This window comes from Streptomyces sp. NPDC001093 (genome assembly GCF_040298985.1).
Classification (GTDB): Bacteria; Actinomycetota; Actinomycetes; order Streptomycetales; family Streptomycetaceae; genus Streptomyces.
In genome coordinates, this window is record NZ_JBEPBF010000153.1 from 1 (window position 1) to 21,710 (window position 21,710).

Below are 21,710 nucleotides of genomic sequence, written 5' to 3' on the forward strand. Positions count from 1 at the left end.
GGCTCGACGTCCTATGGGCTCTCATCCGGGATCAACGGCACTGGGCCCCCGAGCCGCCCCAGCCAGCTTGACAAGGACGATTGGGAATCAGTCACGCTGAACCCACGGCCGACGTGCCGTTAACGGACGTGTCACCAGCCCGGGACGATCCCGCTGATCAGTCGATAAACCACTAGGGGTGAACAGCGGCGCCCCCCGCCGTCCCCCGCCAATAGGCCAGGTTGTTACGTGTGGTGCGGGTGTTGGGGTGTTCCGGTCCCAGGACTCGCTCCATGTCGTCCAGTAGCTCGGCGTAGGCCGTGACGGCGCCAGCAGCGTCCCCCGCCTCACCCCGCGCAAGAGCGAGGTTGTTCCGCGTGTACAGGGTGTTGGGGTGGTCCTCGCCCAGCACTCGCACGCTGTCGTCCAGCGTGCGCTCGTACAGCGGGATCGCCCGATCGGCGTCCCCCGCCCTCGCGCTGGCGCTGGCGCTGGCGCTGGCGCTGGCGCTGGCGCTGGCGCTGGCGCTGGCGAGATTGTTCCGCGCGTACAGGGTTTCGGGGTGGTCCTCGTCCAGCACTCGCACGCTGTCGTCCAGCGTGCGCTCGTACAGCGGGATCGCCCGATCGAGGTCCCCTGCCGTCGCGTAGGCGCTGGCGAGGTTGTTCAGGGCCGAGGCGAGGTCGGGCTCGTAGCGTCCGGGGCGTTCGTCGCCAGCCGAGCCCGGATCTCCACCGACCCTGTCGCACGTCACGGTAGGTGAACCTATTGCGCCAGCTGGCCAGGTAGTCGGCGAGCAACTTCAGGTTGTGCCCACTGCCTGGAATCTCGTGGTCGAGGACTACGCAGTGCCGTCGTGCATCCGCATCGCGTTGTATTCCACACCGTCAGCGATGTCCGTGCCGTAGCGTGAATCGATCTCCTCGTACAGGTCGTCGCTGAGTTCACCCACGACGTCCGGACTCCCGTCGGCAGTACGTACCACGGGCTGCGCTTCGCCGACCGGCTGCTCGCGGTGCCCATCGTGCGTGCCGGGGAGAGCATGGAAAGCGAACTGCGCGCGGTGATCCCGGGGATCAGGATCGGCAAGATCCTCATTCAGCGGAACAGGACGACCAAGCGACCGCACCTGTACTACCAGGCGCTCCCCGACGACACCGCCGACCGCCACGTCCTCCTGCTCGACCCGATGCCGGCGACCGGCGGCACGGCGGTGGCCGCCATCGAGCTGCTGCTCGAACGGGGCGTGCCCGAGGAGCACATCGTCTTCGTCAACTTCATCACCGCGCCGGAAGGCATCACGGCGGTGTGCGAGCGCTTCCCCGGGGGTGCGGATCGTGACCTCGGCGATCGAGGAGAGGCTCAACGAGAACGCCTACATGGTGCCCGGCATCGGCGACTTCGGAGACCGCTGCTTCGGAACGGACCGCTAGGTCGTTTCTCATGGCTCTTGCTGGGTGGGTGGATCAGTGCTTGGCCTGGGCAGGTGTGGCTCATGGTGCGGCGACATGAGCTCACGGACGCGCAGTGGGCGAAGATCGAGCCGTTGCTGCCCGCCAACGGCAAGCCTGGTGGGCAGTGGGCCGATCACCGCACCGTAATCAACGGTGTGTTGTACCGGGCCCGTACCGGGGTGCCCCGGCCGGACCTTCCCGAGCGGTACGGCCCTTGGCAGACCGTCTACGAGCGGCACCGCCACTGGTCGGCAGACGGCACCGGGCGACAGATCCTGGGCGAGTTGCAGATCGAGGCGGATGCCGCCGATCCCGACGGGGCCCTGGCCAAGGCGGTAGAGGCGGAGAGCGCGCACCGCAAGCGCGAATGGGCCGTCAACATCGACTCCACGTCCTGCCGGGCACATCAGCATGCGGCCGGGGCCCGGCACCGACTGCCTCGCGACTACCCGCAAAGGGGGGCGGTGCGCGTGTGGAATGGGATGGGCGGGAGGCGCTGAGGCCTCACGGGGTGGGCTGACCAGCGAAATCCACCTGCTGGCCGACAACCGGGCCCGCCCGCTGACCTGGCAGACCTCGCCGGGTCAGGGAGGCGACAGCCCCATGCTCATCCCCGTACTGGACGGCTTACGGATCCGGCGGCGCGGACCGGGCCGGCCACGCAGCCGCCCTGACCGTGTCCGCGGCGACAAGGCCTACTCCAGCCGCGACAACCGGACCTACCTGCGACGACGGGGGATCAAGGCGACCATCGCCCAGCCTGATGACCAGCGGGCCGGCCGTCGGCGCAAGGGCCGGGCCGGAGGGCACCCACCGGCGTTCGACAAGGCCCAGTACCGCCGCCGCACTGCCGTCGAGCGGTGCGTCAGCAAGTGGAAGCAGTACCGGGCGGTGGCCAGTCGGTACGACAAGCGCGACTACATCTTCAACGGCACCCCCGCCGTTGCAGCGATCGTCATCTGGCTCCGAGACATCGTCCAAGAGCCATCAGAAACGACCTGGCGGTGGTCGTGTTCGACCACTTCATCCCGAGGCTAGGCGGCTGACTCAGGAGCGTGATGAGCGCGGCGGGGCCGACGCGTGGGTGTCACGTTGTCACGCGGAAACGGCCCTGGAGGGGCGTTCCGGGGGGGGGCCGACCTCAGAACCCGTTCAATCCGGACATTAGGGCGGGTGCTGTCACGCGGTCGGTGGCTGGCGTGACAGGCGGCGTGACAGGATGCGTGACACCCAGACTGTGACTCTCGGTGAGCGTGACACCAGTCGGGGCGGGTGTCCTCTGACATCGAAGTGAATTGTTCGTTATCGAAGTTGGACCGGTTAGGACTACGGACGGAATCACGTGACCTGCGGCTTTGTAGTTCTTCGTGCGTGATGATCCCGTGAAGGTACGCCACAACGGAGGCAGGCTGGTCTGGAAGATCGACGGCCCATGCGCTGGGCGTAGGTCGTGATCTCCGAGCCATCTGCTGTCGACCACTCCTCTGCCGCGGCGGGGTGCTGTGCCGGTGCTCTCCGCAAGTGACTGCATCCTTTGGCCTATTGTGTTTTCGTCCCTGTGGAGGACGATCTTGCGGCACCGCGGCGAGAGGGTTGATCCGTGCGAACAACCATCGGATACACCGTCGAAAGCATCGGCTACGTCGTAGGAGCGCAGGGGCTCGTCAGCTTCGCTTCGCGGACCTTCTTCGGCACGGAGTGGGGCTGGATGCACAAGGTCGTCGACCTTCCGTCCGTCGCTTACCTCGGCATCGCCGTCGTGGGGCTGGCGCTCATCGTTGGCGGAGTGAAGACACGGAAGGCGCCCGAGCGTCAGGAGACCGCCTGACCGGCGGGCCTTTCAGCCCGCGGCTCCCACGTGGTCCCGAGCCGTCGTGCAGTAGTACCAGCCCGCGAAGCCGTCGACGTCCTTGGCCCAGCGGAAGTCACGGACCGGCGCCACGGTCTCAGACGTTCTGGCCTGCGGGCAGAGCCCTGACCTGCGGCGACCAGATCGGTTGAGACGCCTGGCCGCCGGGAATCCCAGTTGACGTGGTCTGGGGCACTTGGGTGCCGATTGCTGTCTCAGTCGATCTGGTTCGGCCCTGCCGTTTCACCCTGGCAGGTCTCGTAGGATCTTCTGATCATGGATGTGGTTACAGGGAACGAGATGATCGCCATCCCGCCGGGGCAAGTGACGCTGTCGGACCGGCGAACGCAGCGCACCTGGTCGGTCGAGCTTGCGCCCTACCAGCTCGCGGCGTCCCCGGTCACCCAGGCGTTGTACGCAGAGATCACAGGCCAGCGCCCGAGTACAGCCCATGGCGACCAGCTGCCCGTCGAATGCGTCTCCTGGTGGGACGCGACGCGGTTCTGCAACGCACTGTCCCGGCGCGACGGGTTCACGCCCGCGTACCACTTCCATGCCGAAGGCGATGACGTCGAGTGGGACGCATCCGCCGACGGGTACCGACTGCCGACTGAAGCCGAGTGGGAGCACGCCTGCCGTGCCGGTACGCCAGGACCGCGTTACGGGGATCTCAACGCGATCGCCTGGTACCGCGACAACTCGCACGAGCGCATCCACGACGTGGGCGGCAAACTCCCCAACCCGTGGGGGATTTACGACATGCTCGGCAACGTCTGGGACTGGTGCTGGGACATCTACGACGCCGAGGTGTACGGCACATACCGAGTGCTCCGTGGCGGTGGTTGGTTCGATGAGCACTGGAGTTGCCGGGCCTCCGCGCGGCGCCGCAGCCATCCCACCTTCCAGGTCGACGACGTCGGATTCCGTATCGCGCGTTCCCTCGTGTGACGACCGGTTTGCGTCCCTCCTCAGATGCAGCGGCCGCCGACCGAACGAACCGGGGACTCGATCATCTGAGACACCGAGCGAATCGGACCAGCTCACTTGAGACGCGGACCAGATCGTCAGCGACGGGATCAGTGCCAGAGGGCAACTCGCACACAGCGTGATCAACGCACGGGGGTGTCACGCTTGTCGCTGGCGGAGCGGTGGTCGGCCCCGGCGGCGAGCTGCCACCAGAACTGGGCGCTCTCGCGATGGTCGGTCAAGTAGAGGAGGCAGGCGAAGACGAGGGCGCCGTCGACGTCCAGGTGGCCGTCGTTCGTGGCCGTTTCGGGTTCTTGGGCGAGGCGGTCGACGTGGTCGGCGGCATCGGGCCGGTTCTGGATCCAGCGGCATACCACGGACAGCCGCTGCCCGGCCTGGGCTGCACGGACGGTGTCCGGGTGCGGCTTGGCCGTGGCGGCAGCCGCGTCGGCGGCGAGGCGGCGCAGGGCGGTGCCGACGTCGAAGCCGTCACGCGGGCCGGTGGGGATACGGGCGTCGGCGACAAGTTCATCGATGGCGGTCACTGTCCTGCCCCCTTCTTGTTCTTGCCGGGCGCCGCGGGCAGGCCCAGCCGGATACGCAGGCGTTCCTTGCCCTTGCGGCCGTGGTGGTCGACGGTGCGGGTGTCCAGGCCCATGTAGCGGGCGATCCGCTTGGGGGGTTAGCCCAGCAGGTGGCGCAGGACGATCACGGTGAATGGGCGGGTGGGCAGCTCCAGGATCGCCTCGTACAGGCCGCCGGCACTGCTGTTGAGCTCCAGCTGGCTGCGGACGGCCTCGAGGTCTTGGTTATCGGGCCGTTGATGAGGAAGGCCGGCGGGCGTCCGTCCTCGTCGGGGCGGCGGGTGACGCCGCGGTGCAGCACCGCAAGGGTCTGCTGTTCGAGGTCGCCCTGCTGCAGCAGTTCGTCCCAGCCTCAAAGGATCTCCAGGAACACCTGGTGGACGACCTGTTCGGCAGCCCGCCGGCTGCCGAGGTGGATCTCCGCGAAGTCGTGGAAGAACTTCTGATGCCCGAGGTAAAAGCCCTCGAAGTCCAGGGGCAGTTCGGGAGGGGCCTGGACGGGCTGGCCGTGGCCGCCGTCCTGGGGCGATACGTCAGTGCTGACGTCGCCGTTGCCCACGCGGTCTTCCAGGAGGTGCGAGTGCCGGATCTCGTCATTGAGGCCGGCGGGTCCTGCGCGTCCAACTTGGCTGCGCGGGAGCCCAGTTGTGTTGGGCTCCTGGACGCCACCCTGTCGATTTCAGGGGCCTGAAACTCATGCGGCCCTCGAAAATTGTGACTTTGCGATCTTCTCCATAAACGGAACGTGTCTTCGTTACTGGGTCAAATGTTTGAAGGTTCGCCGTGAGCTGCAGCGATGCGGTGACGTGCGCAAGCGTTCAGTTCAAGAGCCGTCGGACTCATGGCGCAGCTCACACAGTCCTCGGTGCTGCGTGGACATCTCGTGAAGCACAAGCCGTCACACATGGCCGTGCATGCGCAGAACCGATCTGCCATCGCCCGATGGAGGAAGACAGGTTGGTCCGCTGACCGAGTTCCGGTCCAAGGATGCCGGTCGACCGCCGCCTGGACCTACTCGGCCCCGCGGATAGGGGCGGGCATGGAAGGGTGCCGGCAGCTGCCGGGCAAGGCAGCTGAGCGACGAGGGAGGGCCCGATGCTGTTGAGACCCGGTGCAAGCTGTGATGAAGCGATCAAGTTCTTGGAGTCGCGGGCGGAACTGGCGTTGTCGATCTCCATCTGGACTAACCCGCCACCGGCGCAATGCTGAGCCACAGAGTACGGGCCGTACGTCCAGCTGATCCTGGTCTTGCTGATGACGTTCGTGAAGGATGGCGAGAGGGCAACCCACGCCAGCGCACCGCAGGCGACGCTGAAGAGGACTGCAGCTGCCACCTGGCCGATGAAGCGGCGGTTGGATCACCAGGCGAGAACTCGATGCTGATGACGGCCAGTCGGTGGCCGGGTGCTGTCAGACTCGGGCAGCAGGGACATGAACGGTTCCTGTCGAAGATCACCTTCGCGTATGCCCCCAGCGTAGTGACCTCGTTCCACCCGCAGAGTAGAGGGAACAACTTGCCGGCCGACGCGGTCGTTGCCCGGCGTTCGGGACTTCACCGTCGCGCCCGGTGTCGTTGCCTTCGAGGCCGTCCGGCGGACGCGGTGCAGCGGTGCCGGGCGTTCCCCCGGCACCGCGTGGAGGGCGCTTGTGCCCCGGCCGCGGCTCAGCCGGATGATCCAGCCACTCCGGCGGGCCGCCAGGCGGACATGTTCGTGTAGTGCTGGACCAGCGTTGCCCGCGTCCACGCGCCGTTGGCATAGCGCATGGTGTGGAAGAGCGTGCCGCGGCTATCGTCGGAGGCGAAAACGAGCTGGAGGTTTCCTGCCACGTTGACGGCGGTGACCTCGTTCAGCACGGTGCCGATGAAGCCCGCGTGGTTGAAGTCCACCCGTGCGTTGATGTCGTCCCAGGTGCTCCAGTGCCCGTTCGGGCTGCGGATGGTGTGGTACTGCGCGACCTGGCCGTTGGTCAGCACGACCATCTGCAGGCTGCTGCCGAATCCGGCCATGGCCACCCGGAGCGGCATGCCCCAGTGGCGGGGAGTGCCGGTCCAGGACAGCACGTTGCTCCACGGCGTCCACCTGCCGTTCGCGCCGAGCGCGGTGTGCAGAACGGTGCGGTGGATCTGGTCCACCGCGGCCACTTGCAGCTCTCCGCCGACCGAGGCGGCCGACAGACTTTGGAACCAGTCGTTGCGGTAGGCACCGCCCGGAGCCACCTGGTCGGGAGCGGTCCAGGTGCCGTTGGACTGCTCCATGGTGTGCATCAGGCGGCCGTTGGTGTCGATGTACACCAGGTGCACGTGGGTTCCTACGACGGCCGCCGCGAGGTAGTTCCGCGTCGGCTTGGAGGTCACCCGCACCGGGGCCAGGCCGTGCATCGGGGTGGGGGCGGGCCAGCTGCCGTCCGGTTTCTGGGTGGTCTCCTCCAAGGTGACGTCCAAGCCGGTGGGCTGCTCGATGAACAGACGCAGCCGGCCGTTTTGCACCACGTCGGTGAAGTCGTAGAAGGACCCGCTCTTGAACAGCCGCTTGGTCGGGGCCCACTTGCCGTTGGCGTATCGGGCGGTCTGCAGGACCTCCCAGTTGGCGCCCTGCACCAGCAGATCGAGGCCGCCGTTGCCTGCCATCGCCGCCGGATGGGCCGGGGAGGCGGCGGCCGCCACCTGTGAAGCAGCAGGTGCTGCCAGGGGAGTGAGGCTGATCGCGGCGGCGAGGCACAGCTGCGCTGTCCGCCGAAGGTATGGCTTCAAGGAACCCTCTGATGTGTAGGAGACAGACGGGGATCCTAGGGGATGCTGTGAAGATCCGAACAGCCGCGTGCCCGGCGGATCCTGTCACGGCCGTGCGACCGCGCCACCCCGCAGCAGCAGCCGCTACCGCCCGTCAGCGGCGGCGACTGGAGCACATCGAGGCGGCCCAGTGGCGGGGCATCGTGGGCCGCGTAGCGGTTGGGCGGCTTTGACGGGTTGTCGGTACGTCGGCGGCACACCCGGGATGGCGGCAACGACAGCCCAACATGACGGAGCCCGGCCCGAGAACAGTCCTCCAGCCGGGGCCGCTGTACCTGGTGACCCGGTGTGGTCGCCCCCCCAACGGGGGGCGGGGACGACCACAGTCCTGCTGCTGAGGACCAGACCCGGGATGCCAGCCGCCGTGACAGCGAACGCCGGTCCCTGAGACAACAGCTCGTCCGGGGCAGGTCGACATCGGCCAGGGTGCGCACCGCCGTGCGTAGCCGTCCCATGGCCGCGGAGGCGTTCAGGCCGTGCCCGACGACGTCGCCGACGCCCAGTGCCATCCGTACGCCGGACAGGGCGATGACGTCGAACCAGTCCCCGCCGACGCCGGCGTGGGGATCGGCGGGCAGGTAGCGGGCGGCTGTCTCCAGCGCCTGCTGGGCGGGGAAGTGGTGCTGCAGCAGGCTGCGCTGCAGTGCGAGGGCGGGGCCGTCGCTCTCCTGGGGCACGGACGCATGCAGGAACCACTGCACGTCGCCCTTGCCGTTCAGCAGCGGGCATGCTCGTAGTTCGGCCTCGATCGTGCGGCCGGCCTGGTCGCGCGGCAGGACCCGGCCGATCCATGCCTGCCGGTCGGCCAAGTGCCGTCGTGCGGAGTCGGGCAGCCCGTCCTCGAGCAGTTCGGCGGTCGCGCGGCCCACGATGTCCTCGGGGCTGTAGCCCGGCAGGGCCTGGGCGCCGGGGCTCCAGGTGGTGACCGTTCCTCGGGCGTCGACGACGGCGGCCGCCAGCTCGGTGGCCGGGACGAAGCCATCCCCGCTGCTCGGGCGGAATCCGGCGTACCTGATCACCTCCGCTCACCCCCTGCCGTCCGCTTCACGCTGGTCGCGGTTGGGGCCTGGTGCCGCAGTCACCGTGCCCGACGACGGGGCCGTCGGCGTGGGGGAAGAGGGCAGCGCCTCGGCCACGGTCGGGTGTACGGGTACGGCCTGCCGCAGGCCGGTGACGTCGAGCACGTGCAGCAACGGTCCTTCCGGGCACACCAGGTGGAGCTGGCCGCCGTCGCAGGCGGCACGAAGGTGTGCACCGAACAGGGCGCCGAGCCCCATGGCGTCGCAGGCGGTCACGCGGGAGACGTCGATGACGAGCCGGGAGGGGTCGCTGCCGGGCATCGAGGTCACGAGCGTCAGATAGGCCCGCAGCTGTGCCCGCGTCGTCATGGACAGCTCTCCGGCCGCGTTCACGATCAGCCAGCCCCGCTCGGGGCGCCAGGACAGGGAAAGGGAGGCGTCACCGAGGCACTGTGACCACCCCTTTCCGCAGTCCGGGCAGACCCCAGCGGTACGACCGGCGCCTTCCGGTGGACGCTGGCCGGGTCGGCTGCCCGGCCCTCCTCTCACATCGCCAACAAGTCGGAGCAATCTAGATATTTGCGATAATTAGATAGGCCATGAACGGGGTAAATGTCAAGATGACGAGAAGTGGGTGTTAGCGCCAGGCGGATGTGCGGAGGCATGCCGTCATGGACTGGTTCACGGACCCTGACTACTGGCTGGGCCGGATGCTTTTCCAGCGCGGTCTGGCCGTGCTGTACTGCGTCGCGTTCGTCAGCTCGGCCCTGCAGTTCCGCGGGCTGGTCGGGGAGCGGGGGCTGCTGCCGGTGCCGCGATTCACCGCGCAGGTGGCGTTCAGGCGGGCTCCGAGTATCTTCCAGCTGCACTACTCGGACCGTTTCTTCGCCGCCATGGCCTGGACGGGCGCCGCGGGATCCGCCGCGGTGGCGGCGGGGGTGCCGGACCGGCTGCCGCTGTGGGCGGCGATGGTGATGTGGACGCTGCTGTGGGCGCTGTACCTGTCCATCGTCAACGTCGGGCAGACCTGGTACGGATTCATGTGGGAATACCTGCTGCTGGAGGCCGGCTTCCTGGCGATCTTCCTCGGCAACGACGACGTCGCGCCGCCCGTGCTGGTGCGAGGGTTGCTGATCTGGCTGCTGTTCCGGCTTGAGTTCGGCGCCGGGCTGATCAAGCTGCACGGCGATTCCTGCTGGCGGGATCTGACGTGCCTGTACTACCACCACGAGACCCAGCCGCTGCCCGGCCCGCTCAGCTGGTTCTTCCACCACCTCCCCAAGCCCGTCCATCGCGTGGAGGCGGCGGCCAACCACGTCGCACAACTCCTCGTGCCGTTTGCCCTGTTCGCGCCGCAGCCGGCGGCGAGCATCGCCGCCGGCTTGGTGATCATCACCCAGCTGTGGCTGGTCGCGTCCGGCAACTTCGCCTGGCTGAACTGGCTGACGATCGTGCTGGCGCTGTCCGCGATCGGCGGCTCGCAGGTCACCGGCGCGCTGGGGCTGCCTCCTGCGCCGCGTTTCGCCGCCGCACCGGTGTGGTTCGAGGGCCTCGTGCTGGCTGTCGCCGCCCTGGTGCTGGTGCTCAGCTACTGGCCGGTGCGTAACCTGCTCTCCCGCAGCCAGGTCATGAACGCGTCCTTCACTCCGCTGCACCTGGTCAACACCTACGGCGCGTTCGGCAGCGTGGGCCGCATCCGGTACGAGCTGATCGTCGAGGGCACCGACGAGCCGGAGACCACCGAAGAGACCGTGTGGAAGGAGTACGTCTTCAAGGGCAAGCCGGGCGGCATGCGGCGGCTTCCGCCGCAGGTGGCCCCGTACCACCTCAGGCTGGACTGGCTGATGTGGTTCGCCGCGCTCTCCCCTGTGTACGCGGCCGGCTGGCTCCCTGCCTTGCTCCTCGCCCTCTTGGAGAACAACCCGGCCGTCCTGAGTTTGCTGCGCCGCAATCCCTTCCCGGGCTCGCCGCCTGCTTTCGTCCGGATCTGCCTGTACGAGTACCGGTTCACCAGCTGGTCGGAACTGCGCGCGAACGGTGCCTGGTGGAGCCGCACCTTCCTCGGCGAGTACGTGTCGGCCGTCGCCAAGCGGCAACCGGTATCCAGCGCATGAGGCCCGGGTTCCGCAGGAGACTCGGGCCTGGCTCGGCTTTCGGGGTCATCGTGCGCAGCCGACGTCGAGGACTTCGATGATGTCGTCGTGGGTGGTGTAGACAAGCCAGCACCATTCGCCGAATGCTGCGGCCAGACCGGAAACGTGTGCCTGCGGTGTCCTGGCAACGGCGTCGATGAGCGTAATGATCTCCTCGTGCGTGTCGTTCGGGACGCCGAACAACACGCCGGCAGCGGGTTGGACCACTTCGACTCTCATGTCGCCCCCTGCAGATGAATCGGAGCAGCGCTGGCGGCTCTCCTCTCCCCCGGGCGTCTGGCCTACGGGCCACGATTCCTCCGGGCACAGGAGAACGGCAACAGGCTGACCACACCTAATCCGGTCGGCTGCCGGTGCACGAGTCCCCCGGGGTTCCCATGCGCGCCGCTGGGCGGGCGCCGGCGGTCTGCCGTCGCGGCCACCGGCGCCCGCCTCGGTCCCTCTCCGGGCACGCGGCGATCAGAATTCGGCGCCGGCCCCGGCGGCGGCCGGTTCCTTTTCCTCGGGCTGGTCGGCGATGACGGCCTCCGTGGTGAGGAACAGCGCGGCAATGGAAGCGGCGTTCTGCAGCGCGGAACGGGTCACCTTCGCCGGGTCGATGATGCCCGCGGCCAGCATGTCCACGTACTCGCCGGTCGCGGCGTTCAGACCGTGGCCGACGGGCAGCGTACGGACCTTCTCCACCACGACACCGCCCTCCAGGCCGGCGTTGCGGGCGATCTGCTGCAGCGGAGCGGTCAGCGCGCGGCGGACCATCTCCGCACCGGTCCGCCCCTCTTCGTCCACCTCCAGCTTCTCGAACGCCTTCTCGGACGCCTGCAGCAGGGCCACGCCACCACCGGCGACGATGCCCTCCTCGACGGCCGCCTTCGCGTTGCGGACGGCGTCCTCGATGCGGTGCTTGCGCTCCTTGAGCTCCACCTCCGTGGCGGCGCCGGCCTTGATCACGGCCACGCCGCCGGCGAGCTTGGCCAAGCGCTCCTGCAGCTTCTCGCGGTCGTAGTCGGAGTCCGAGCGTTCGATCTCGGCGCGGATCTGCTTGACCCGGCCCTCGATCGCGGCGGCGTCACCGGCGCCCTCCACGATGGTGGTGTCGTCCTTGGTGACGACCACCTTGCGGGCCCGGCCCAGGACGCCCAGGTCGGCGCTCTCCAGCTTCAGGCCGACCTCCTCGGAGACGACCGTGGCACCGGTGAGCACGGCCATGTCGCCGAGCATCGCCTTGCGGCGGTCACCGAAACCCGGGGCCTTGACGGCGACGGACTTGAAGGTGCCGCGGATCTTGTTGACGACCAGGGTCGCCAGCGCCTCGCCCTCCACGTCCTCGGCGATCACCAGCAGCGGCCGGCTCTCCCGCATCACCTGCTCCAGCAGCGGCAGCAGATCCTTCACCGCAGTGACCTTGGAGCCGACCAGCAGGATGTACGGGTCCTCCAGGACCGCTTCCATGCGTTCGGCGTCGGTGACGAAGTACGGCGAGATGTAGCCCTTGTCGAAGCGCATACCCTCGGTGAGCTCCAGCTCCAGGCCGAAGGTGTTGGACTCCTCGACGGTGATGACGCCTTCCTTGCCGACCTTGTCCATGGCCTCGGCGATCAGCTCACCGATCGCCCGGTCCCCGCCCGCAGACACCGCGGCCGTGTTGGCGATCTCCTCCTTGGTCTCCAGCTCCTTGGCCTGCTCCAGCACGGCCGCGGATACGGCCTCGACGGCCTTCTCGATACCGCGCTTGAGAGCCATCGGGTTGGCACCGGCGGCGACGTTGCGCAGACCCTCCTTGACCAGGGCCTGGGCGAGCACGGTCGCGGTGGTCGTACCGTCACCGGCGACGTCGTCCGTCTTCTTGGCGACTTCCTTGACCAGCTCGGCGCCGATCTTCTCGTACGGGTCCTGAAGCTCGATCTCCTTGGCGATGGAGACACCATCGTTGGTGATCGTGGGGGCACCCCACCTCTTGTCCAGGACGACGTTGCGACCCTTGGGGCCGAGCGTCACCTTCACGGCGTCCGCGAGCTGGTTCATGCCGCGCTCCAGAGCGCGGCGCGCCTCCTCCTCATAAGCGATGATCTTCGCAGTCATCGGTACGGTCTCCTCCGCATCGAATCCTTGAGTCGATGACGGTGGCCCGGGGTGACGCCCGCGACGTTCACCCGCGCGCCGGAGGTTTCCCTCACGGCCGCACGAGCACGTCACCCGACCCAGCCGTTAGCACTCTCACTGCGAGAGTGCTAATTCCTCGTTTAGCACTTCGGCCTGCGGCCGGTCAACGCCGTTGCGCATCCGAGAGGGACTGGCAGGGGTGCCGGGATGGAGCGGGTTCTCGGGGATGGAGGCGGTCTGGTGACCTCCAGGTGGCCGGGCGCAGCAGACGGTCGCCGAGGCGGTAGCCGGTACGCGCCGCGGCGTGTCTGCTGTTGCCGGAAGGTGTACTGCCTCCGCGGCGCGGCCGGAGCAGCGAGCACGCGATGCCGCTCTCGGGAAGCACGCCGCGACGCGGAGGCCACGGGGAAGTGCTGTCACAACTCCTGCCCCGAGCGCGCCCAAGCAGTGCGCCCGGGCCAGACAATCCCGCCAGATTCCTTCGGCGTTCTAAGCCGGCTTGATCCGTACCTCTCCACTGTGCCGGTCGGCCTGAACCGCGTAGCCGACCTGCATGAGGATCTCCGGTAACGCCTGATGCAGCGCGGCCCGAATCCCCCGTACTCCGCGACCCGCCTGCCCACCGGATCCAGCTCTTGTGCCGGCAGCCAGCCGACGACCACCGCGTCCTGCTCCTGGCGGACCCTCAATCCCGTGCCTTCCGCGGCACTCGCCGACGCAACGTCGAACCCCACACCTTCGGCTTCTGTGGCCCGGTGGGGCGCGGAGGGCGGGCGAGGGGGGAGATCAGGTGCCCGTCCTCCGCCGCTACTCGTCCCAGGCGGCCGGTCGGCCAGCCCGAGATCGCTCACCTGGACCCGCTGACGGCCATCTTGCGAGGCTTGGCGCGCTCGGCGATCGGGATGCGCAGGCTATGTTGGCCACGCCTTGGCCGAGCGGCGGTGGTGGTCCTCCACGCCGACGGTGTGGCCGTATCCGGGGGTGCCCCAGATCCTGGTTTCAGCTGGCCAGGTCGGCTTCGCCGAACAGAACGGCGTAGCCGGAGGGGAGCTGGCTGAGGATCTGGTTCAGCTCACCGCCGGAAACGGCGCCCGCCAGGGTTGTCAGGACCGCGCTGGCGTCCCACTCTGCAGTGCGCGGCCGGGCCCCGGTCCGCTCAGCGACCCTGCGGTAGAACTCCTCGATCCCGAAGCTCTCTGCCTGCGCCTGCTTGGCCGCGGCCAGCGCCTGTCCGAGCGCTCCGGGCAGCTGGGAGGCAAGGTCATCGACCTCGCCGGGGCTGATGCGCTGGGCCAGCCCGCTCAGCACCGCTTCGGTGACCTTCGCGGCTTCGTCCTGGCTGTCGTATTCGCCGAGCTCACGTACGCGAGCGAGGAACTCATGGTGCTGCATCGTTTCGTCACCTCCGCTTGCCGGCAATCTCAGGGCGGTAGGGGCACGCCTGTCAGCTCCGCGAGACGGGCAACGGCGGCTTGCCTGCCGAGGCGGATGCATCCCGTACGCCGCACTCCGGCGTCGATGCGCTCCTCGCGGGCGGGGCCGGCCCGGTGACCTCCACGGTGGCCGGGCGCAGCAGGCTCTCGCCGAGACGGTAGCCGGGACGCAGGACCGCCGAGCACACCAGGCGGTCCGCATCGGGGACAACATGGTGCGTCAGAGCGTCGTGGCAGGCCGGGTCGAACCGATCACCCACCTCACCGAACGACGTGACGCCCAGCGAGCCGAGCTGCTCCTGAAGGCTGTCGGCGATGTCCCTCAGACCGGGCGTGAGCGGCTCGTTGGCACACGCCCGGTCGACGGCGTCCAGCACGGGCAGCAGCGCCTTGAGCACGTTGGCCGCAGCGATCTCGCGCACGGCCAGGCGGTCCCGCCGCACCTGCTTGCGGTAGTTGTCGTACTCGGCCTTGATCCGCTGCAGGTCGGCGGTCCGCTCCTGAACCAGGCGCCGCAGCTGCTCAAGTTCGGTGCTCTGCGGACCGCTCCTGGTCATCGTCAGCCAGCCTCCGGCTTGTCGTCGTCGACGATCTCTGCGTCCACCACGTCATCCTCGGACCCACCGGCCGCACCGCCCGGGGACGCTCCGGCCGCACCCGCCGGTTGCTCGGCGCGAGACTTCTCGTACAGGGCCGTTCCGATCTTCTGCGCGGCCTGCGCGGTACGGTCGATCGCCTGCCGGATTGCCGCCGTGTCCGCACCCTCCTCCTTCAGCTTCTCCTTCAGGTCGGTCAGCGCCGTTTCCGTCTCGGACTTGGCGTCCGCCGGGATGTTCTCCGCGTTGTCCTTGAGGAGCTTCTCGGTGGAGTAGACGAGTTGCTCGCCCTGGTTGCGGGTCTCGGCGGCCTCACGCCGCTTACGGTCCTCCTCGGCGTGCTGCTCGGCCTCCCGGACCATGCGGTCGATGTCGTCCTTGGGCAGCGCGGAGCCGCCCGTGACGGTCATCTTCTGTTCCTTTCCGGTGCCCAGGTCCTTGGCGGAGACGTGCATGATGCCGTTGGCGTCGATGTCGAAGGCGACCTCGATCTGCGGCACCCCGCGCGGCGCCGGGGCGATGCCGGTCAGCTCGAACATGCCGAGCTTCTTGTTGTACGCCGCGATCTCCCGCTCGCCCTGGTAGACCTGGATGGTCACCGACGGCTGGTTGTCCTCGGCGGTGGTGAAGATCTCCGAACGGCGGGTCGGGATCGTGGTGTTGCGCTCGATGAGCTTGGTCATGATGCCGCCCTTGGTCTCGATGCCCAGGGACAGCGGGGTGACGTCGAGCAGCAGGACGTCCTTGACCTCGCCCTTGAGCACGCCCGCCTGCAGGCTCGCGCCGACGGCGACGACCTCGTCGGGGTTGACCCCCTTGTGCGGGTCCTTGCCGGTCAGCTCCTTCACCAGCTCGGTCACCGCCGGCATACGGGTCGAGCCGCCCACCAGGACGACGTGGTCGATGTCGGAGACCTTGATCCCGGCATCCTTGATCGCGTTGTGGAACGGCGCCTTGCACCGCTCCAGCAGATCGGACGTCAGCTGCTCGAACTGGGCCCGGCTCATCTTCTCGTCCAGATGCAGCGGACCCTCGGCGGACGCGGTGATGTAGGGCAGGTTGATCGTGGTCTCCGACGAGGAGGACAGCTCGATCTTGGCCTTCTCCGCCGCCTCCCGCAGCCGCTGGAGCGCCATATTGTCCTTGGACAGGTCGACGCCGTAGTTGTTCTTGAACTGCTTGACCAGGTGGTCGACGATCCGCTGGTCCCAGTCGTCACCGCCCAGGTGCGTGTCGCCGTTGGTGGCCTTCACTTCGATGACGCCCTCACCCATCTCCAGCAGGGACACGTCGAAGGTGCCACCGCCGAGGTCGAAGACGAGGACGGTCTGGTCGTTCTCCTTGTCCAGCCCATAGGCCAGGGCCGCCGCCGTCGGCTCGTTGATGATCCGCAGCACGTTCAGGCCCGCGATCTCACCGGCCTCCTTCGTCGCCTGCCGCTGGGCGTCGTCGAAGTACGCGGGTACGGTGATCACCGCGTCCGTGACGTCCTCACCCAGGTACGCCTCCGCGTCGCGCTTGAGCTTCTGCAGCACGCGCGCGGAGATCTCCTGCGCGGTTTACCGCTTGCCGTCGATCCTGCCGTGCTCCGGGAACCGCCAGCCGTGATCGCCCATGTGCCGCTTCACCGAGCGCGCGGTGCGCTCCACGTTCGTCACGGCCTGCCGCTTGGCGACCTCGCCGACCAGCACCTCACCGTTCCTGGCGAAGGCCACCACCGACGGGGTGGTCCGCGCGCCTTCCGTATTCGTGATGACCGTGGGCTCGCCGCCCTCGAGTACCGAGACGACCGAGTTCGTCGTTCCCAGGTCGATACCGACCGAGCGCGCCATCTGCTTCTCCCTCCTCACCATGCTCTGCTTCACGTTTGCGATCGGGGCTTCATCGGGATGCCGGCTCCCACCGGACGGGACCGGCCCGCAGCGCAGGCTCGGGACGCACGACCCCGAGCACCACGAGGTAACGCGGCGCCGGCCGGACCGGCCGCGCGACGACAGGGCCGGGGTCGTATGCCCGCTCGGCCGTCCGCTGGTACGTCTGGTCGTACGCCGCGCGCAGGACCGGATCGCGGAGCGTCTCGTACGCCGACCGCACCTCGCCGAACCGTTCGGCGGTGACCGCATCCACGCGGGTGTCGGGGCGCAGCTCCCGCACCCGGGCGCGGAAGGCAGAGGTGATCACCTCGGCTGCCGCCGAGGGCTCCACCCCCAGCACCGCATACAGGTCTCCACCCTGGTCCCGTGCCGGCATCCCGCCACCTCCTCGCCCACTGCGAGCTGTGACTTCACCCTTACTTGCCTCAATCCTGAGATAAAACTTGAGTCTCATCTTGTCAAGATTTGCTGGGGGGAGGTATAGGGGTTTCAGCGGCATTCCGGGCTCCCGGAGCCCGGAATGGGCAGACCGCCAGGTGGAAGGAGCTGCACGATGGCTGCGCTCATCCGCACCGATCCCTTCCGGGACCTCGACCGGCTCACCCAGCAGCTGTTCGGCTCCCTGGCACGGCCGGCCGTCATGCCGATCGACGCCTATCAGTGCGCGAGCGCAACGTGCTGACCGTGCGCGGAGCCACAGCAGATCGAGAGCTGAGATCCCGCCCCACGGGAAGCAAGCAGAAGAAGTGACACATAAGGAGGGAATACAGGTAGACAACAGCAGACCGCAGCATCCACGACATGACCGTGGGCCGCCGCACCCTGAACGTCGTGTGGCGGGCCACAGCGGGCGCTGAGCGGCAGGAGTGAAGACCACGGCTGTGTTCCTCGCCTCCCATTGGGAGAACGGCTGGGCCGTGACGGAGATCAAAGGGGCCCTGCACACCACCACGGCCCGTGAGCTGTGTGACTACGTGGCCGCCGTCACCGCCAAGCACCGGCACTCGCTCAACCTAAGCGTGGACCTGTCCGAGCTGACCTGGGCCGACACCGGCGGCCTGGCTGCCCTGATGTCCGTCAGGGCCATGCTGGAGGAGGACGAGGGAGAGCTGCGCCTGGTCTGCCCCGAAGGGCGGGTGGAGCGGCTCCTGCGCGACAGCGGACTCGCGCAGGCGCTGCCCGTCCACCCCTCTCTCGAGGCCGCGCTCACGGCGCCCCGGACCACAGTCGCCAACCGGATGGGAGGTGCCGTGCCGTGATCACCGAACTTGCCGTCGAACGAGTCGAATTCATCTGCGGCTCGTGCTGGCACAGCTGGAGCGTCGACTACGACGTGCAGCGCTACCGGGACGCGCTCGATGCCGAGTGGGAGGTCTTCTACCGCGACAACACGGCGGTTCCCTCCCCCTACACGCCGCAGGGCGCTCCGCCCTGCGAACACTGCGGCCGGCGCTGGGTCGGGCGCCTCGTGGCCCGCCGCCCCGTGCCCCTGCCCGACGACGAAGGGCCGCGCAGCCGCGTTCCGGCCGAAGGCGGGCACCGCCCCGAGCGGCACACCGCACCGATGCTGCACGCCGCCGGCCATCCCCAGCCGCACGCGCGAGCCGAGCATCCGTCCACGGAAACGTCCTGATCGGCCAGTCGGCCCGGGACGGTCACCGCATCCAACCCGCACCTGCCCTCGTACGGCGCGCATCGCACGGGGGCAGGGCTCACTGCCCGAGCTGGGGTCACTGTCCGGACGTGATCTCGATGCGGCGTGGTTTGGTGGCTTCCGCCTTCGGTACCTTGACGGTCAGCACACCGTTGTCGAGGGTGGCCTCGACGTTCTCGGGGCTGATGTCGCCGGGCAGCGCGGCGCGGTACTCGAACCGGCCGCTCCAGCGGGTGCCGCGGCGCAGCATGCCGGTGCGCTCGCGTTCTTTGAACTCGCCGGTGATGGTCAGTTCGCGTTCGGTCATCTCGATGTCGAGGTCCTCGCGCTTGACGCCGGGCACCTCGACTTCGACGAGGTAGGCGTCATCGGTTTCCGACAGGTCCGCCAGCGGCGACCAGGCCATGCCCTCCGTCAGGGGCCCACGGCGCCGCCCATGGTGGACTCCAGTGGGGTCCCCATCCTGCCGATGAGATCGTTGAACTCGGCGAGAGGATCCGTGCCCAGCCCGGGAACCGCCGTTCAGCCAGGGGCCCGCCGCGTCGCACAGGCAGTGTCATCGTCCCTCACCTCCACACAAACGCACCTTCTGTCACTTTCAACGTATTCCTGGCGGTGCTTCGCGGCACGGCCGCATCCCGGCCGCACAAAGCAGCGCTGTGGTCGCACTCGTGAACTGTGTGAGCTGCGACATTGCCAGCGGGAGCGGCCGGCGCCCACGATGAGGCGGACGACAGACGTCAAGGAAAGCAGCTCCTGATGGGTGATCATGTACATGTGCGACTCAGTCAGGGGCTGAGCGTGTCGGAAGAGGGGGAACTGGTCGAGTACTCGCGTTGCCGGTGCGGTGCCACCTTCACCAAGGTGTTCGATGCCGACGGCGGGGAGCCGGAGTACCCGGGCCGGTCGTCCTGATTCGTGCCTGTGTCAACGGGGCCGGCGCTCACGGTTGATCGCGGGTCGGGCCATCGTAGGGGCGGACGACCTGCCCCGAGTCACAGGGGCCGCGACTGTGCTCAGCCTCGGGGCTGGTGCGCGTTCGCGCTCTCTGAGGCCTGTGACCGTCCTGGACATTCGAGTGGGGCTTTCAGCGGTGTGCCGACGACGGTTGTACGTAACTGGCCGCGCGGTGACCAAGACGACTCGGCCGTCACACGCGCCCTCACCCGGACGGTGGAACCGCCGGCAAACTGTCTCCGCACCTGCGGCAGCGACTAAAGCCGGGCTCCTGTGCCGTGGGGCCCGCGGGGCGAGCGCGCTCCCAGGCGGGTGATCTTCGCGCGGTCCGCGCAGGATGATCCCAGCTGCTCAGCCGCAGGAGGACGGCCGGCTGGGCAGCCGCTCAACCCCCGCCCGACACCGCATGCAGGGAGCAGCCTCCCATGGCGATGACGCAGACCTTGATACCGGTGCTGGAGGATGCCCGCCACGCTCATGCCGCAGCGCGTGACCGGCTGCGGGCGGATGCGGCGCTCGCGCCGCCCGGCGCCCACCGGCAGATGCTTGAGCGCGAGGCCGATGAGATGCAGGGCCGGGTGCACCGCATCGAAGGCCATGTCCGCGGACTGCGGCCCCGCGGCCTGCTCGGCGGCGCGGCCGACATGGCGCGGTTCGCCGCCCGCACCACCTTCAGAACAGCCATGCTGCCGCTGGCCATCGGGCAGAAGACGGTGACAGGGGTGATCCACGGCCGAGGGCCGGCCGACGACCAGCAGCTGCTGAGGAACACCGAGGACGAGTACGCCGCTGCTGCCCGGGCCCTGGCCAGCGCTCTGGCCGGCGAGGTCCTCGCCGACCAGGCCCAGGACGACAACACCCTCCACCTGCTGCAGGAACTTCGCAGCCGGGACCAGGAGCTGCTGGCGCTGCTCGAGGACAGGCTCGCTCGGCAGGCCCGAACCGTGGCCGCCGCAGTCGACGGCTTCCGCGTGGAACAGACGACGAACGGCGGCCTCACCCATGCGGCCACCCGCCCGCTGCGGGCTGTCGCCGACCGGCTGCGCCAGGCTGCACGCCCCGGGCAGAGGCCCGAAGACGAAAGGTCGGTGGCGGAGGAGCCGGAAGTGACCGCCGCGGCCGAGCAGATCCAAGGCGCGGTCAGCAGCGAGGAAAGCCTGCCCATCGTCGGCTTCAGCCAGCTCAGCGTGGAGGAGATCGAGCGGCGCATGCCCTCTTTGTCCGAGTCCGACCTGCGCGTTCTCGAGGGATACGAGCGCACGCACGCGCGCCGCAAACATGTCCTGGAAGCCATCGAGCGGCTGAGCTCCGGCCGGCCCTGACGCACAGCCGCGCCCCGCCGAGCCCCACCCGCTGCCAAGGCCACACCGTCGCGAGCGGCGCGGCTCCTTCGTTCTTGAGCCGCGCTCCCGGCGTGCAACGCGGTCGCGCGGAAATACACCGGTGTCATTCGTGGTTGACTCTGCTCTCCTGTCGGCTGCCGGCCACGGCGGTGACCGCGCAGCACAGGACGCCTCGCCGTCTGAAGACCCCCCGCTACCCATGGGGCCGACGGTGAACGGGGCCGCATCCCGCTGGAGCCACGGTCGACCTGGTACGTCCAGGGCGAGGCAACCGGCCTGGGCCCGGTGACGGTGGCGTATGAGCGGCAGGGGTCCGGTGAACCGGTCGTGCTGATGCACGGCCTGGGATGCCACCGGCAGACCTGGGACCCTGCCATCCCGCTGCTGACCGACAGCAGGGAGATCATCGCCCCGGACGCCGTGACTATACGGAGACACCACACGCTGGACCTGCAACCAGCAGTGATCGACTGTCCGCAAGTGCCCGTCCCTAGCCGCAGCAAGGCGGTACCCCGGCCACCGGGAATGCGCCCGCCCCCGGAGGACGCCGAGCACCCGCCCGTCGGCGCTGAGGCCAAGATCCGGACCATTCCCGGGCCATCAACCCGCCCTACACCTCACGGAAGGCTATTTTGGCTGGTCAGCGCTCCAGGCAACCTGAAACGACGGCTATCCGCTGTAATTAGTCGGGTTCCTCAACGTTACTGTCCGACATCGTCGGCTGCGGGCCGCCTTCGCTCTGGGCAACAAGGGTGAGCCCAGCGTCCATGCTCGCCCACGTAGCTCGCGTGACCAAGCAGGTGCTGAACCTCGTGGAGCGGAACCCTGTACGGCCCTTCGCCGTGAGCGGGGTGCGGATGAGCTGGGCTCAGTCCTCGTCCTGGGCGCGCTGGTAGAGCTTGGCGATGTCGTCGTCGAAGTACGCGGCGTAGGAGACGTCGTCCTGGTCGCCGCCGCC

The 21,710-nt window shown here is 68.5% G+C and carries 20 protein-coding genes and 4 pseudogenes; 11 read left to right on the forward strand and 13 right to left on the reverse strand.

From position 1 onward, the window contains the following. Positions 1-172: 172 nt before the first annotated feature. Entirely contained in the window at positions 173-733 is a 561-nt protein-coding gene (locus tag ABT288_RS43215; RefSeq protein WP_351620498.1) for a tetratricopeptide repeat protein, read from the reverse strand. 252 nt (positions 734-985) lie between these two features. Here ABT288_RS43215 and ABT288_RS50410 point away from each other — a divergent pair. The 4 genes and pseudogenes from ABT288_RS50410 to ABT288_RS43235 all read left to right on the forward strand — a co-directional run. Continuing rightward, a pseudogene (locus tag ABT288_RS50410) lies at positions 986-1,243 on the forward strand (uracil phosphoribosyltransferase); the annotation flags it as partial. A gap of 231 nt (positions 1,244-1,474) precedes the next feature. Next, positions 1,475-2,471 (forward strand): IS5 family transposase gene (locus ABT288_RS43225; protein ID WP_351620501.1). Its coding sequence is split into 2 segments (ribosomal slippage): positions 1,475-1,869 and positions 1,868-2,471, totalling 999 coding nucleotides; the frame shifts between segments, so codons are not numbered across the junction. Positions 2,472-3,033: 562 nt separating this feature from the next. Beyond that, complete coding sequence (locus ABT288_RS43230; protein ID WP_351620504.1) at positions 3,034-3,261, forward strand: hypothetical protein; 228 nt, start codon at positions 3,034-3,036, stop codon at positions 3,259-3,261. A 297-nt stretch (positions 3,262-3,558) separates the two neighbouring features. Then, positions 3,559-4,230 (forward strand): formylglycine-generating enzyme family protein, encoded by a 672-nt coding sequence (locus tag ABT288_RS43235; protein ID WP_351620507.1) that lies wholly within the window; start codon positions 3,559-3,561, stop codon positions 4,228-4,230. A 161-nt stretch (positions 4,231-4,391) separates the two neighbouring features. On the opposite strand, the gene ABT288_RS43240 is transcribed toward ABT288_RS43235, so the two are convergent. Beyond that, entirely contained in the window at positions 4,392-4,793 is a 402-nt protein-coding gene (locus tag ABT288_RS43240; protein ID WP_351620509.1) for a hypothetical protein, read from the reverse strand. Positions 4,794-5,124: 331 nt separating this feature from the next. Here ABT288_RS43240 and ABT288_RS43245 point away from each other — a divergent pair, with 331 nt between their 5' ends. Continuing rightward, the gene (locus ABT288_RS43245; protein ID WP_351620512.1) at positions 5,125-5,523 is read left to right on the forward strand and encodes a hypothetical protein; all 399 of its coding nucleotides are present in this window, start codon (positions 5,125-5,127) and stop codon (positions 5,521-5,523) included. Positions 5,524-6,495: 972 nt separating this feature from the next. On the opposite strand, the gene ABT288_RS43250 is transcribed toward ABT288_RS43245, so the two are convergent. The 4 genes and pseudogenes from ABT288_RS43250 to ABT288_RS43265 form a co-directional block, all read right to left on the reverse strand. Continuing rightward, entirely contained in the window at positions 6,496-7,461 is a 966-nt protein-coding gene (locus ABT288_RS43250; RefSeq protein ID WP_351620515.1) for a hypothetical protein, read from the reverse strand. 566 nt (positions 7,462-8,027) lie between these two features. Continuing rightward, positions 8,028-8,276, reverse strand: a pseudogene (locus ABT288_RS43255) (PP2C family protein-serine/threonine phosphatase); the annotation flags it as partial. Between the two features lie 42 nt (positions 8,277-8,318). After that, a pseudogene (locus tag ABT288_RS43260) lies at positions 8,319-8,642 on the reverse strand (PAS domain-containing protein); the annotation flags it as partial. Positions 8,643-8,648: 6 nt separating this feature from the next. Continuing rightward, positions 8,649-9,191 carry an STAS domain-containing protein gene (locus ABT288_RS43265; RefSeq protein WP_351620518.1) on the reverse strand — a complete coding sequence of 181 codons (543 nt, stop codon included), beginning with the start codon at positions 9,189-9,191 and terminating at the stop codon, positions 8,649-8,651. A 122-nt stretch (positions 9,192-9,313) separates the two neighbouring features. On the opposite strand from ABT288_RS43265, the gene ABT288_RS43270 reads away from it, so the two are divergent. Beyond that, the gene (locus ABT288_RS43270) at positions 9,314-10,756 is read left to right on the forward strand and encodes a lipase maturation factor family protein (RefSeq protein ID WP_351620521.1); all 1,443 of its coding nucleotides are present in this window, start codon (positions 9,314-9,316) and stop codon (positions 10,754-10,756) included. 45 nt (positions 10,757-10,801) lie between these two features. On the opposite strand, the gene ABT288_RS43275 is transcribed toward ABT288_RS43270, so the two are convergent. The 6 genes and pseudogenes from ABT288_RS43275 to ABT288_RS43300 form a co-directional block, all read right to left on the reverse strand. Continuing rightward, positions 10,802-11,014, reverse strand: a complete 213-nt coding sequence (locus tag ABT288_RS43275) for a hypothetical protein (protein ID WP_351620524.1) — start codon at positions 11,012-11,014, stop codon at positions 10,802-10,804. Positions 11,015-11,254: 240 nt separating this feature from the next. Beyond that, on the reverse strand, positions 11,255-12,874 hold the full coding sequence (groL, locus tag ABT288_RS43280; RefSeq protein WP_351620526.1) for a chaperonin GroEL: 1,620 nt from the start codon (positions 12,872-12,874) through the stop codon (positions 11,255-11,257). Positions 12,875-13,894: 1,020 nt separating this feature from the next. Beyond that, positions 13,895-14,287, reverse strand: a complete 393-nt coding sequence (locus tag ABT288_RS43285; RefSeq protein ID WP_351620529.1) for a DUF2267 domain-containing protein — start codon at positions 14,285-14,287, stop codon at positions 13,895-13,897. 52 nt (positions 14,288-14,339) lie between these two features. Continuing rightward, positions 14,340-14,885: a nucleotide exchange factor GrpE gene (grpE, locus tag ABT288_RS43290; protein WP_351620532.1), complete on the reverse strand. Its 546-nt coding sequence runs from the start codon at positions 14,883-14,885 to the stop codon at positions 14,340-14,342. A gap of 2 nt (positions 14,886-14,887) precedes the next feature. Further along, positions 14,888-16,756: pseudogene (gene dnaK / locus ABT288_RS43295) on the reverse strand (molecular chaperone DnaK). Positions 16,757-16,805: 49 nt separating this feature from the next. Further along, positions 16,806-17,174, reverse strand: a complete 369-nt coding sequence (locus ABT288_RS43300; protein WP_351620535.1) for a J domain-containing protein — start codon at positions 17,172-17,174, stop codon at positions 16,806-16,808. A 177-nt stretch (positions 17,175-17,351) separates the two neighbouring features. Here ABT288_RS43300 and ABT288_RS43305 point away from each other — a divergent pair, with 177 nt between their 5' ends. The 3 genes from ABT288_RS43305 to ABT288_RS43315 all read left to right on the forward strand — a co-directional run bounded on the left by ABT288_RS43305 (position 17,352) and on the right by ABT288_RS43315 (position 18,431). Beyond that, complete coding sequence (locus ABT288_RS43305; RefSeq protein WP_450863913.1) at positions 17,352-17,480, forward strand: hypothetical protein; 129 nt, start codon at positions 17,352-17,354, stop codon at positions 17,478-17,480. Between the two features lie 184 nt (positions 17,481-17,664). Further along, positions 17,665-18,057: an STAS domain-containing protein gene (locus ABT288_RS43310; RefSeq protein WP_351620538.1), complete on the forward strand. Its 393-nt coding sequence runs from the start codon at positions 17,665-17,667 to the stop codon at positions 18,055-18,057. Further along, positions 18,054-18,431 carry a hypothetical protein gene (locus ABT288_RS43315; RefSeq protein WP_351620541.1) on the forward strand — a complete coding sequence of 126 codons (378 nt, stop codon included), beginning with the start codon at positions 18,054-18,056 and terminating at the stop codon, positions 18,429-18,431. Before ABT288_RS43310 ends, ABT288_RS43315 begins: the two co-directional genes overlap by 4 nt. Positions 18,432-18,528: 97 nt before the next feature. Here ABT288_RS43315 and ABT288_RS43320 read toward each other — a convergent pair whose 3' ends face one another. Then, on the reverse strand, positions 18,529-18,858 hold the full coding sequence (locus tag ABT288_RS43320; RefSeq protein WP_351620544.1) for an Hsp20/alpha crystallin family protein: 330 nt from the start codon (positions 18,856-18,858) through the stop codon (positions 18,529-18,531). Between the two features lie 371 nt (positions 18,859-19,229). On the opposite strand from ABT288_RS43320, the gene ABT288_RS43325 reads away from it, so the two are divergent. Both ABT288_RS43325 and ABT288_RS43330 read left to right on the forward strand, forming a co-directional pair. Then, positions 19,230-19,367: a hypothetical protein gene (locus tag ABT288_RS43325; RefSeq protein ID WP_351620547.1), complete on the forward strand. Its 138-nt coding sequence runs from the start codon at positions 19,230-19,232 to the stop codon at positions 19,365-19,367. 467 nt (positions 19,368-19,834) lie between these two features. Next, complete coding sequence (locus tag ABT288_RS43330; RefSeq protein ID WP_351620550.1) at positions 19,835-20,731, forward strand: hypothetical protein; 897 nt, start codon at positions 19,835-19,837, stop codon at positions 20,729-20,731. Positions 20,732-21,710 lie beyond the last annotated feature (979 nt).